Raw genomic sequence first — 13707 nt, 5'->3', positions numbered from 1 at the left:
TCTTTTGGCGGTAGCTTTGGTTAGAATATAAAGAGGATCAGTTCTCCTAATAAACTTCTTTAAAGTTTATTAGGGGTGACCTATTACACATGCAGTATATAAAATAGGTATTGAATGGCTTGTTGATACCTTTAGGGAAATTGCTTATTGTACCGATTAAAATCTTTCAAATCGAATTGGTTCCATGCCCGCATATCCAATACCGAACCATCAAAGACCATAAAATCAGCTCGAGTCGTCGGTAGATTATAATAATATATATCACTTGCATCTGTAGCAAAATTGCTTTGATGTTTCGCTACAGAAATTTCTGCAACAGAACGCCCATGTGTTTTTACAAAGCTGCGTTGAGCACGTAAATAACGTCCTTTAAATCGTGCATTATTCCAAAGCTCAACATCCAATCTATTTACTGCACCAGCTAATTGAATTGTTGAAGCATCTTTTGCACGTATGGTTAAAGTATCTGTTTTAACCCAATAAAGACTAAACCAAGCATTACCTTGCATGGTTAAATTTGCTAAATTAGCAACCCCGGAAAGTTGTACTTTGGGGCTACCCTGCAAATGGATTTGTAAGTTTTGGCTCGAAATTCCACCAATTTGGGTTAAGCCTTTGCCCTTAATATCCAGCACACGTAAACCAATGGAGCCATTTAATCTTACAGTTCCGGTATTTACCAAATAAACATCTAATACACTTGTGTGTAATTGATTACCTACAACAAAGCTGGCATCTTTAACCGCTAAACGATTAAGAAATTGGCCTCTAATATCAACAGAAACAGGTCCATATGATGGATAACCTTTTCCTAGACTTAAGTAAAGAGTGTTTTGCGCCACTAATATTTTTAAAGCAGCCAAATCACGAGTATCACCGCTTAAAATAATTTGCGGCTTTTTATACCCTGTATGCACCGTAACATTCATTTGTCCTTGAACATCAACATGATTAAAAGCACTCACTGTTCTGACTTGTTTTGTTTTAACGCCTTGTGGTGCAGTAGGTAAAGGAGGAGCTTTGGGCGCATGATGTGCGCAAGCAGTTAATAAAAAAACAATAAGAGTCAATAAATAGCACCGCTTTTGCATAAGATTTTATCCCTATATCATAATTACTCTACATTAGATGAAGTTGTAACAATGTTCAAGGTTTAGGTAAACGTTCATGCCTCATGCACCAACAGGCAAGCATACCCCTGAACAGATACCTGATATAACTTAACTTACATCATATGAAGACTCTGTATTAAAATTAGAAAGAATTACAGAGGTAGGACAAGTATCATGAATTTGCGAATCAGGAGCCTCATTAATTAAAGACTCTAAAGAGTCATCATCCGAGATAAGTGCCGGTAATTGAATGTAAATATCGACTAATATACCTTTTTTACACCCTAAATATATCTTTGTCGAATTAGTTGGACCAAAAGACTGAACAATCATTTCTCGTAAATAAGTTAATTGAACTTTTTGCCCTTGATGTTGCGTTAAATATTGACCAAATAAAGAATTATCAACTGCCTTTGCTAAGCGAATAGCCAAAGCAAAATACTGATCAGCAGATAAGATTTGACAACTACCATGTTTATTCCATTCATGTCGTTCCAAACAGCTCCCATAATAATAGCTGGGCATTATGTTTTTTAAGAGTTCAGCAACCTGGGGAGATAAATCCAATGGGGGGTAGGCACAATGATTCGTCTTTTGTTCCACACCACAATATCCATAATTTTGACCACACGCTTTTTGATTAGGCCATAATCCATGTAGGGTAAGGTGTTTTGCTTGATAGGAGTTCTTAGATAAATGCACACATTCTGGTTTACCAGCTTCATATCCGTAGGTTTGGCAGAAACCAGGTTGTGAACTTAATGCTAAAACATAAGAATCGGACAAACCCGCATGCAGATCACAGGAATCGCCTAGCTGTTCAATAGCATGCACGTTAATTGAAAAAACAAGCAATAACAAAGCAATAAACTTTATCATGAAGACACTTCAATTAGCTTCTTTGCCGACATTATACAGAAGAAGATAATGAATGCTAGTTCTTTATTTCAGATTAATTAATTGAATTTAATATCAAATTAAAAAATCAATCCAGGGGTTGTTCACGATGAATTTTTCTCCGCCGCTTTATACTCATTACAAGATCTAGTTTGAATAAAGTGGCCCCTCTTCTGAATCCATTGAAGAATCAAAATCCTTTTCGTCGAGCAATGGTTTTTTCATTTGTTCTACGGATGTTTTCTTAAAGAAACCATGTGGCTTTTTCGTTTCAACCTCATGAAGCGAAGTATAAAATTTCGTATATTCTTGTTGGTCGAACTCCAATGCCTTTTTTTCCTCAGGTTTAAATAATGAATCAACTAGAGCACGAGAACCCAGAGCAAAGCCCAAGGCAGCGCCAATAGTGAGTATCCCAAACCCTAAAGGCATGCATACTAAACTTATAAATACAACCGCGGGAATGAAAATATCAAGTGCAATACCACGTATTAAATTTACTGATTGATAAATCATCATTTGTTTCTGATATTCTGTTTCTGCTTTGAGCTTCTTAATTTCCAAGAAAAGAAGTTTTCTTTCCTTTTCAGTGAGCTTATGACCATCCCTTTTTAAAATACTCACCTTAAGATCATATTCCTCTTTAATCTCTTTTCTTGTTTGATGAGTTGCATACAGTTCGATACCACCCTTTACCGCATTGTAAATCATAGTAAAGGCAAGACAAACAACTGCACCAACAAGCGCTAATGTAGCGGCAACAGGTGCGGCAACGGGCAAGAATGGCATCGTTAAAACGACAAAAGCCAGCATCAAACCCACGGCATAAGCAATGCTGCTAATTAATGAGAGTTTGTTCATTTGCCATTCTCTTGAACACTTTGCTTGTTCTCTCCTTAAAGCATGCAACTGCATCTCTAATTGCCGTTCTTCAGTAGCTCGCTCTTGTTTACCCTCTTGTTGTTGATTGCCTTTAAGAACCTTGAGTCTCTTTTCTATTCTGGCAATATCTTCAGAATATTGCAGCATGGCTTTATTGTATTTCGTTTTTTGCTCCTCAAAATCCCAAATAGCGATACTGATGTCAAAAATCAATAAAGCAACGGTGATTGCATCGCCCCAAGTTCCTAAAATACTCTTTCCAGTTAACCAAAAAAAGCAAACCAAATTTGCTGTTCCCCAGAGCGAGTCATTTAACAAACTAAATTTTCTTTGGTCCCATTGCGTCTGAAAACGCTCATACCAAGGCATTTTTGCCTCTTCTTCGCTCATCCAAGGACCTTTAATTGTATGTTTTAACAATAAAGAAAGATTTAGTGCAAAACGCGCATAGTATAAAGCCCAACTCAAAGTACCTGTATAAGGGTCTGGATATCTGATTGCTTGGGCAGCCTGGCCTGCATTAGGATGATCTTTAGGAACTAAATCAATTACCGTTTTTAAAAAGGTAGATTCCCATACCCAATTCAATCTCTTTTCGTTTAAAGAACCCATGTATTCTTTAATCGTTTTGGTCGCGCCTTTTTCGGTTTTAGTATCAGTCCAATCTACTATTTTTTGACCAAGCTCGTGACCAACAACCCATCCTAAGTATTTTAGTGGCTGATCCTTGCTGAGCTCGGTTTGTTCCGGAGATTTGATAATGAAATTTTGATATTCAGGATCAAGTTCGAGAAGAAACTCGACACATCGTTTAATATGCTGGGTATATGCTTTTCGATTTTCGGTTTTTTGATAGTCTATTTCATGTTGTTGCTGCGCAAGTAAAAGCAACAATGTCATTTTTAGATCGAATCGTAATTGCTCTTTTTGCTCGTCGCTCATATAGGCAAACATTACTTTATCCGTATCGCCTAATACCCCCAAATAAAAATTTAAAGAAGGAAGAAAATCAGCACTACGATGTGCATTAAAAGAACGACCAGTAACTGATCTCACTAAGTCTAATGTATGACCTTTTGCTCTTTTATAAGATGAAGTGCATTTTCTTTTTAATTGCTCATAGTCATCTCTATTACTTTTGGTTTTTTCAAGCGCAATAACTTTTTGATTTTTTACATCCGCATAATACAGTTTATCTTGGTATGCAATCACCATATTTTTATTGTAGAGTAAGGGGGTAACCTCGGTAAATTTGTTGCTGGGATCAAAATCAACCTCAATGAGACCGCACTCAGCTCTATTATACTCAAGAAGCTCTTTGCGAAGCTTAAGGAAATCTTTAAAGTGCAAGTCAGCAACTTTCTTGTTTTTATTTAATTTATCGTTAAGAAAAGAGTGAAGAATTCCGCTGCTGGTTGCCATAATGTTACCTCTGTGTTTATGAATCTTTAGCGACTAATTCAGTTATCACAGTAAAAATTAATGTGTTCTTTTTTATAACATAGCACTAATTTTAAAAACAAGGTGAGCATTGATTGATTTACAGTATTGAAACTAAAATTTGCATAATCTAGTTAAATAAGTGACGCGGAGATTTCGGCCCTTGATACAGGGCACAAAGTTCCGAAAATATAAAAACCTAAAGACTTAAAATTTCTAAATCAAGAATTACAAAAGATCACGTGCGTAAATATCATCAAATCGTTTAATGTCATCCTCTCCTAAATAAGCACCACTTTGGACTTCTATTACATAAAGAGGTTCATGACTAGGATTACTTAGACGATGCAGGGTGTTTTGTGCAATATAAGTAGATTGATTTACTGATAAATAAATGGTCTGTGAGTCATTAATGACTTCCGCTTTTCCTGAAACGACAACCCAATGCTCCGCTCGATGCTGGTGCATTTGCAGTGACAGTCGTGCACCAGGCTTCACCATGAGCCGTTTTACTTTAAAAGATGCGCCTTCGGCTAAAACTTCATAATACCCCCAGGGTCGCGATACTCGTTGGTGATCTTGGATTAATTGATGATGATCTTTGCTTAAAGAAGTAACCAAATCCTTAACTTGTTGCGAATACTGCTTGTCAGCAACCAAAACCGCATCTTGAGTGGCAACAATAATTTTGTCTTCTACTCCTACTGTTGTCACTAAGATATCTGTACTATGGATAAAACAATTTTTGCTTTTTTGAGCAACCACTTTTCCAGTTATTGTATTCCCATCTTCATTGGGTGTATTTGCATCTGCAACTGCAGACCAGCATCCCAAATCACTCCATTGCATTGCAACAGGAATAACGACTGCTTTATTTGTCTTTTCCATAATGGCATAATCAATTGACTCTGCTTCACATCGTGAAAATTCTTCCAAATCAAGACGTAAGAAGTCATGATGATGCTGGGCATTTAAAACTGCTTGTCGACTAAAGTAATGAATGTCTGGTTGGTGTTCTGCTAACTCCTCCAGATATACGCCGGCGCGACACACAAAAATACCACTATTCCAAAAATAATTAGCGCTCGCAATAAATTCTTTTGCCGTATCCGTTGAAGGCTTCTCTCTAAAACTTAAAACCTGATGTATTTTCTCACCAAGCGATACCCCTGCCTCTATGTAGCCATATCCAGTTTTAGGACTATCCGGTTGGATACCAAAGGTCACTAAAGCTTGTTGTTCTTCGGCAAATTGCGCACCAATATTCATCGCTTCTTGCCATGCCAAATCGTCAGCAATCCAATGATCGGAGGGTAAAACTAGCATCACAGCATCAGAACCAGCAATTTGTGATAAATAATGAGCTGCACTTGCAATCGCCGGTGCCGTATTGCGCGCACACGGCTCCAATAGATAAGTTATTGACTGAGCAAAAGAATTGAGTTGCTCCTGACAAAGGAAGTAATGTGCGTCATTACTTACAATAATGGTATGTGAACTCACAAGACTTTGTGCTCTTTTCACAGTTTGTTGCAGAAGAGAAAACTCCCCGTTTAGGGCAAGAAACTGTTTGGGATAATTTTTTCGCGACAAAGGCCATAAACGAGTCCCAGAACCTCCTGCAAGAATAACGGGATAAAGAGTAGTCGTCATAAAGTTCCATGTTATGGCATAATTGGCGCATTCTAACAGTATTTTTAACCTAAAAAAAGCGCTTATCTTTACAGCAGACATGGCTAACAAATTCCATTTAGGTTAAAAAATAAGTCATTTATGGAGACTTCGATGAAAAAAGCTGTCATTTTACTCTCAGGTGGACTCGATTCGACAACCTGCCTCGCTTTAGCTGCATCAAAAGGTTTTTCCTGTTATGCGATAAGCTTTTCCTATGGACAAAGACATTCCGCTGAATTATTTGCAGCACAACGTATCGCAAAGCATTATAAGGTTGCAGAACATCATATCGTCACCTTAGATACTGAATTATTTCGTAATTCTGCTTTGACTGACACCAACTTGAATGTTCCTGCCTTTAAGGAAGACACAGAGATTCCAGTGACTTATGTTCCTGCACGCAATACTATTTTTCTAGCCATGGCCTTGGGTTTTGCAGAATCTATAGGTGCTAGAGATATTTTTATCGGAGCAAGCTCCGTGGATTATTCTCATTATCCCGATTGTCGTCCCGAATTTATTAGCGCCTTTCAAACTTTAGCAAACTTAGCTACTAAAGCAGGAGTAACAGGAGATTCGTTCACGATTCATGCTCCTCTACAATATTTAAGCAAAGTGCAAACCATCCAACTTGGAATAAGCTTAGGCGTGGATTATAGCCTGACTGTTTCTTGCTATCAGGCTAACGATGCCGGTGAAGCATGTGGCCAATGTGATAGTTGCACCTTTAGACAACGCGGATTTATTGGCGCAGGAATTGACGACCCCACTTTATATCGTCATCCTGAATAAGATCGCTTTAGTTTTTTATTGAACGTCAACACCATTGAGCAATTTACAAAATTGTAGAAAACCGCCTTGCTACCATTGAAACCAAAATGGGTATTAAAAAACAGATAAATTAGGTTTTATTTAAAAACGGTTCTTTTAGGATAAATAATAACAAACCTGAAAAACAATTAACCAATAAGTTACTTAAAGTCAAATTATTTTACACTTTTGTTACAACAAATTGAGCATTTTTGATTCACATGTAGCAAATTCATTGCTATCATCCGTCCTGATTTATAACCTTGGAGTAAAACATGAAAAAATTTATGCAGACGATTGCTTATTTACCAGCTGATGTTTTTAGCGGGATGGTTAATTTAACCTTAGGTTCTTCTCAAAAAGATAAAGACGGTGAAACCAAGACAAATCGTGGTCTTTTAGGTCTTCTTCTTGACGGCGTTAAATATGTTGCTCAATCTACTGCTAATTTCATCGCCGCACATAAAAAAGCAATTTCTGTTGCTGCATGGCTGTCTTTAGCTGCTGCTGCTGGTGTTGGCCTGACATTATTCTTGTGGCCTGCTGCTTTAACTGCTGTTGCTACTTTCACAGTTTATGGTTTTTCTATTGCAGGCATCGTTGGTGCTAACACTGCTCTGCAAATTGGATTTGCTGCTGGATTAGCTGCTGCCGCTGCTTCTGTTGGTACTTACTTAACTGCATCTGTAGTAAACAGTTTTTCTGCAATTGCTAGTTACTTTAAGCGTCCTAGCAAAACAGAAAAATTGCTTGCTAGTAATGAAGAATCTTTAAGTGAAGAAAGTTCACATAGCCATAGCCATGATGAAATTCCTGATACTAACCCAAGCCTCTCTTTCTTAAATTCACAAGCTCCTAAAACTACAAATACTGTTGCTACAGAGAGCCCAAGTGAACCACAATTTACACAACTGTTCCCAAGTCAAAAACCAGTTGTTGAGACGAAAGATCAAGGAGAAGAGCTTCGTCTATCTTGCTAATCATGTAAATAATAGGTTATAAAAAACGCGGCTTAAGCCGCGTTTTTTATTTTTGTCCTTCTCTCATTAAAGCCTGTTTATAATTCTACTTCTCTTGCTAAAGCATTTGCTTTCCTTTTGCGTTATAATCAACCATCTGTCATACAAGTAGGTGCTTTATATTGATGAAACAACGCAAAATGCTGGTTACCAGCGCTTTACCTTATGCAAATGGACATTTACATCTGGGTCATTTAGTGGAGCACATTCAAACTGATATTTGGGTTCGTACTCATAAAATGTCTGGGATTGAATGCATCAGTATTTGTGGTGATGATGCGCACGGCACCCCAATTATGTTGAAAGCAGAACAAATGGGAATTAGCCCAGAAGCATTAACTGCTGAAATAAAGCTTAGCCATGAACGTGACTTCAAAGCTTTTGCCATAGATTATGACTGTTATCACACCACACATTCGCCAGAAAATCAGGCTTTAGCTGCAGCAATTTATGAAAAACTTCAAACAAATGGATCAATCATTAAAAGAACCATTCATCAAGCTTATGATCCAGTAAAAGAAATGTTCTTACCGGATCGCTACGTCAAAGGAACTTGTCCCAAGTGCGGTGCCCAAGATCAATATGGAGATAACTGTGAAGTCTGTGGTGCTACCTACTCACCAACAGATCTCATTGATGCTGTCTCTGCAATTTCCGGGGCTAAACCTATCGAAAAAGATTCAGAACATTATTTCTTTGATTTACCACGTTATGAAAATCTTTTAAAAGAATGGACTCGAGGCGGTCATTTGCAAACAGAGGTTGCCAATAAATTAGACGAATGGTTTGCGGCAGGATTAAAACAATGGGATATTTCTCGTGATGCGCCTTATTTTGGCTTTCCTATACCAGGAACTACTGATAAATACTTTTACGTTTGGTTAGACGCGCCCATAGGCTATATGGCAAGCTTTAAAAAATACTGTGATGAGCATGGAGTTTCATTCGCAGAATTTTGGGATAAAGATTCTACTACAGAATTGTATCATTTTGTAGGTAAAGACATCGTCTACTTCCATGCTTTATTTTGGCCTGCTCTGCTTGTTGCTAGCGGTCATCGCACACCTACTGCGGTTTACACACATGGGTTCCTAACGGTTGATGGACAAAAAATGTCTAAATCACGAGGGACTTTTCTTGAAGCTCGTACTTATCTTGAATATTTACACCCTGAATATCTACGCTATTACTTTGCTGCCAAACTCAATGGTCGTGTCGATGATCTGGATTTAAATTTTGATGATTTCACCAGTAGAATTAATGCCGATCTTGTGGGTAAAGTAGTTAATATAGCAAGTCGATGTGCAGGATTTATCAATAAACGATTTGCCAATACTTTAAGCAACCACTTGAGCGAACCCCAATTATATGCAGAACTCCTCGAAGTACGTAGCGAAATCATTGACTCATTTATTTCTCGTGATTATGCACGTGCTATTCGTCACATTATGGACTGTGCCGATAAAGTCAATCAATACATTGATACCAACAAGCCTTGGGTATTGGCAAAAGAAGAAGAACATCTCTCCGAAGTACAAAATATTTGTACTATGGGGATTAATTTATTTCGCGTTTTAATCACTTACTTAAAACCAGTATTGCCGTTCATGAGTCATGCGGCAGAAACCTTTTTAAATTGTATGCCCTTAACTTGGGATGCAATCAATACTCCTTTATTGAATCATCGAATCAATGTGTTCCAACCGTTAATGGTTCGCGTTGAAAAAGAAAAAATTCAAACCATGCTGGAACAATCAAAACAGGTGCATCATGGCCTCCGTTAAAGAAATAGATGCTCTTTTACCACAAACGCAATGTGGCGAATGTGGTTATTCGGGTTGCTTGCCCTATGCTGAAGCACTTATCCAGGGCACAACTTCGATCAATAAATGTCCACCAGGTGGCGTTGCTACAACTGCAGCGTTAGGTACTTTGCTCCATATCGATCCTACTCCTTATCTGGATGAAGCAAGAGCAAATGCTCGCCCTGCATCCATTGCTGTCATTCGCGAAGCTGAGTGCATAGGTTGTACTAAATGCATCAAAGCATGCCCTGTAGATGCAATAATTGGTAGTGGCAAATTAATGCATGCCGTGATAACACATGAATGTACGGGCTGTGGCTTGTGCGTTGCCCCTTGTCCTGTAGATTGTATTGAAATGGTGGAGTTACCTGCTGCAGAATATGATAAAGATTTAGCACGGAGCCGTTTTCACGCCAAACAAACCCGTTTATTACGCGAAGACCATGAAAAGCAACAAGCTTATAGAGAAAAACGTCAATTAGCGATGCAAACCGCTGATAAGGCACAAGAGATGAAAGCCAAACAAGATTATATCCAACTTGCTTTGGCACGTGTGAACGCTAAAAAAACTCATGAATAAACAAAAACGCCGCGAAATTTTCCAACGCTTCCAAGCGCAAAACCCACACCCAGTAACGGAATTGGTTTATCATTCATCTTTTGAATTATTAATCGCTGTTATTCTTTCAGCCCAAGCAACTGATATTGGGGTAAATAAAGCAACAGCTAAATTATTCCCAGTAGCAAATACTCCTCAGGACATTCTTGATTTAGGATTAGAAAAACTTAAGGAATATATAAAGTCTATAGGCTTATATAACAGCAAAGCCCAAAATATCATAAAAACATGCGAATTACTGATCAAAAATTACCATGGGAAAGTGCCTGATCGACGTGAAGCATTAGAGGCATTACCTGGTGTAGGGCGCAAAACAGCTAATGTTGTGCTCAATACTGCGTTTGGACAATCTACAGTAGCGGTGGATACACATATCTTTCGGGTAGCGAATCGAACAGGCCTTGCCAAGGGAAAGACTCCTTTGGAGGTAGAAAAAAACTTAATAAAAAATACAGCACCTGAATTTTTAAAAGACGCACACCATTGGCTTGTATTACATGGGCGTTATGTATGTACCGCACGAAAACCACATTGTAAATCGTGTATTATTCAAGATCTTTGCGAATACCCTGATAAAAATTTATCATAATTACTACAACACTATTAACGACAAACCTTGGGTTTTCACGGATAAATGCATAGGAAGTTATGGATAATAATAATGAGCGCACCTAATAAAAATACATTTATAAATAAAATCCTATTAAAATTCTATCGCTTTTTATCAAAAGAAGATCGTGTGGCAAAAAGAACTTATTTATATAATTTTGCGCAAATGACCCAAGAGATCAAACCTGGCGATGTTCTTCTAGTCGAAAGTCACACCCGCATTGGTAATATCATTCGCCTCATTTCTGAAAGCACTTGGACCCATGCAGCTTTATATATTGGCCGCCTCGATGACATCACTATTCCAGATTTGCATGAGTTGGTACGAAAACATATAAAAAATCTATCTTCAGACCAGTTAATCATTGAAAGTATACTCGGAGAAGGAACTCGAATATCCTGTGTCGATGAATACAAAAATGACCACATAAGGATTTTAAGACCTTCTTTTTTGTTACCAGAAGATCGAGAAAAAGTTATTGCTTCAGCGATTCATAAAATTGGAAAAAATTACAGCTTACGGCATCTTTTTGATCTTGCACGTTTTATATTTCCTTGGAGTATTTTTCCACGCAGATGGCGTTCTTCGTTATTCCAGCATAATATGTTACAACCCACAGAAGACATTTGTTCTTCAATGATCGCCGATGTATTTCAATCAGTGAATTATCCCATTCTACCTTTGATTACAAAAGATAAAACAGGCTATGCATTAATACATAGAAATCCTCGTCTTTATACACCTAGTGATTTTGATCTTTCTCCATTTTTTGATGTCATCAAATATCCAATTTTATCACTAGGCAAAGGACAAACCTATAGAGATTTACCATGGAAAAAACAATTAATCAGTGACGATATTGCTATTGTTCCTCTAGAAGATAAAAATCAGGAACAAAGTTAAGAGTTTTTGCATCATAAAAGCAATAAATATAGTAGAATCATAGCACAATGTAGTGTTCCTGTACTTCATGAGGAAAAGACTAGCATTTATTATTTTTTCCTCATACAATGAGGTTACCTAGTTGCACGGAGAGCAAAAGTATGAACTGGTGGACATCAGTAATGGATGGAGCTAAATCACTTGGTAATGGAGCTGCTTGGGCATTGAGTAAGGCCCCTATCACACAAGTAGTAAGCTATGCCGCAGATACAGCGTTTTATGTAACCGAACAAGTTTTAGCGTTACGCGAAGCAATTCCTGCTCTGATTGCCCCATTTAAAACTCGCGTAGAAGACATGACACCCCCAATGGAGTCCGTGCAAAAAGTTATTAAAGGAATGGGGAATATAGTATTCCATGATGTACTTCCAGTAGTAGCAGTGAACTATGTAAATAACGGTATTCAGAGTTATTTTCGTGAGGGCTATAGTGAAGAACAGGGCTCGCTCTTAGCACCATATGCTCTTTTTTTATCGACCCTGTCTTTAGTCAACTATGGCGTTCAACTCTATAACTATAGGCAAGCAACTAAATTAGTAGCCCATACTTTAGTTCTCGACACAATAGCCCCCTCTGCATTTAACGAACACAAAGCACTGGTTCCATCAACCCCTACACTTTGTGTTGAAGAAGATTGTAATTTTAAGCGCAAATTTAAAGGTTCTCTGCGAGGAACTATAGGATTAGCTTTAAATGATCTCGTGCTATGGGGAATTAGCCAATTTCCATATGGTGGTAAGCAAATCGCATGGATATTAGGTATTTATTTCTATGGCGAATATATTACGTATATGGCCACACCCGAGCGATGTGAGCGGCATAAAGGCATGAAATCAGAATCAATACTTTCTTTAGGTTTGGCGTACACTGGAACTTCAGCACTTATGAATTATGCACTTGAGTCCACTGTGGGCGTACCTCCTTATCTCTATAATAGAACATTACAACATTTGCTGCTTTTATTGCATATTAATGTTGCTTCTCATATGTCTTTACCCTTAGTCAAACCACAAAAAGACGTAACCATTCCAATTGATCCCTTATTTTTGTACGACCGGACGAAGCGATTTATTATTGATGTGGTTTTTGCAGGTTTAATGAAAAGAGTACCTATCGATTTTAAACCGCCCGAAGGGTCAAAACCTTTTATTCCACTTTCAACCGTATTTAAGTTTTTCACTAAAATACTGGAAAGCGATTTAGAAAAAGTAGAGGTCTCCCAACCTGGATTTTTTAAGCAAGCCACCAGGGTTGTTTTACCTAATATGTTTCATAATCCTAAAAATGCCGTTAATGATCCCGTGATCAAACAATTTTGGCCAGAAATACGCAGTGACTTACTTAATATTATAGATATTGTTGAATCTACAAAACCTATTCAAACTTTAACAACAGGGGCTAAACCAATTTCCTCTACAGTTAAATACACATTACCTAAAATACTTTGGTATCGCTTTGGTTTACCTATAAAACTATCTGAATTTCTTTTATCTTTAAGTAAAAAAGAGGATTTTTGGAATTTTGTTACCGCACTTAAACGTTGGATCGAGCGCAATGATGTCTCTCGTGAAATTATTTTGACTAAAATAAACTCTAAAGCTGGATTACATGAAACAGATAAGATAATCGAACTCCCTCCCAATACACAAAAATCAACAACATTACCGCCATCAGTAGATGAGTTAAAAACACCTCGCCCATCAACAATCACTGATGCAAAACAGTTGATTTCCCATAAACCATCATCTGTAATAACTGCTAATAGTTTATTCTCTACGAAACAGCGAAAAAATCTAATCACCAGTCCTAAAATTGATGAAGTGCAATCCTTACATACAACTAGCCTTATATAAAATGTTAGGCATACTCCTAAAAAGTATGTCTAACAATTCCGGAT

At 37.6% G+C, this 13707-nt stretch carries 11 protein-coding genes; 7 read left to right on the top strand and 4 right to left on the bottom strand.

The window, feature by feature from the left end; all coding sequences use genetic code 11:
• Positions 1–131 precede the first annotated feature (131 nt).
• From Lsan_RS01910 to Lsan_RS01895, 4 genes are all read right to left on the bottom strand, one after another.
• Entirely contained in the window at positions 132–1091 is a 960-nt protein-coding gene (locus tag Lsan_RS01910) for a GIN domain-containing protein (protein ID WP_058512855.1), read from the bottom strand.
• Between the two features lie 129 nt (positions 1092–1220).
• Positions 1221–1991, bottom strand: coding sequence for a ribonuclease T2 family protein (locus Lsan_RS01905; RefSeq protein WP_058512854.1), 771 nt, complete (start codon positions 1989–1991; stop codon positions 1221–1223).
• A 165-nt stretch (positions 1992–2156) separates the two neighbouring features.
• A complete protein-coding gene (locus Lsan_RS01900; protein ID WP_058512853.1) occupies positions 2157–4313 on the bottom strand; it encodes a hypothetical protein in 2157 nt (718 codons plus the stop codon).
• Between the two features lie 246 nt (positions 4314–4559).
• The gene (locus tag Lsan_RS01895; protein ID WP_058512852.1) at positions 4560–5984 is read right to left on the bottom strand and encodes a mannose-1-phosphate guanylyltransferase/mannose-6-phosphate isomerase; all 1425 of its coding nucleotides are present in this window, start codon (positions 5982–5984) and stop codon (positions 4560–4562) included.
• Between the two features lie 132 nt (positions 5985–6116).
• Between Lsan_RS01895 and queC the strand changes: the two genes are divergently transcribed.
• From queC to Lsan_RS01860, 7 genes are all read left to right on the top strand, one after another.
• Positions 6117–6797 carry a 7-cyano-7-deazaguanine synthase QueC gene (gene queC / locus Lsan_RS01890; RefSeq protein ID WP_058512851.1) on the top strand — a complete coding sequence of 227 codons (681 nt, stop codon included), beginning with the start codon at positions 6117–6119 and terminating at the stop codon, positions 6795–6797.
• Between the two features lie 293 nt (positions 6798–7090).
• Entirely contained in the window at positions 7091–7795 is a 705-nt protein-coding gene (locus Lsan_RS01885) for a hypothetical protein (protein ID WP_058512850.1), read from the top strand.
• A gap of 179 nt (positions 7796–7974) precedes the next feature.
• Entirely contained in the window at positions 7975–9618 is a 1644-nt protein-coding gene (gene metG, locus Lsan_RS01880) for a methionine--tRNA ligase (RefSeq protein WP_237762010.1), read from the top strand.
• Positions 9605–10219: an RnfABCDGE type electron transport complex subunit B gene (locus tag Lsan_RS01875; protein WP_058512848.1), complete on the top strand. Its 615-nt coding sequence runs from the start codon at positions 9605–9607 to the stop codon at positions 10217–10219. The genes metG and Lsan_RS01875 overlap by 14 nt, the downstream gene beginning before the upstream one ends.
• On the top strand, positions 10212–10847 hold the full coding sequence (nth, locus tag Lsan_RS01870) for an endonuclease III (RefSeq protein ID WP_058512847.1): 636 nt from the start codon (positions 10212–10214) through the stop codon (positions 10845–10847). Before Lsan_RS01875 ends, nth begins: the two co-directional genes overlap by 8 nt.
• A 72-nt stretch (positions 10848–10919) precedes the next feature.
• Positions 10920–11771, top strand: coding sequence for a YiiX/YebB-like N1pC/P60 family cysteine hydrolase (locus tag Lsan_RS01865; RefSeq protein WP_058512846.1), 852 nt, complete (start codon positions 10920–10922; stop codon positions 11769–11771).
• A 140-nt stretch (positions 11772–11911) separates the two neighbouring features.
• A complete protein-coding gene (locus Lsan_RS01860) occupies positions 11912–13663 on the top strand; it encodes a hypothetical protein (RefSeq protein ID WP_058512845.1) in 1752 nt (583 codons plus the stop codon).
• The last annotated feature ends 44 nt before the right edge of the window (positions 13664–13707 follow it).

This window comes from Legionella santicrucis, assembly GCF_001468135.1.
In the GTDB taxonomy this organism is placed as follows: domain Bacteria; phylum Pseudomonadota; class Gammaproteobacteria; order Legionellales; family Legionellaceae; genus Legionella; species Legionella santicrucis.
This window is presented reverse-complemented; position numbering and strand designations above follow the sequence as displayed.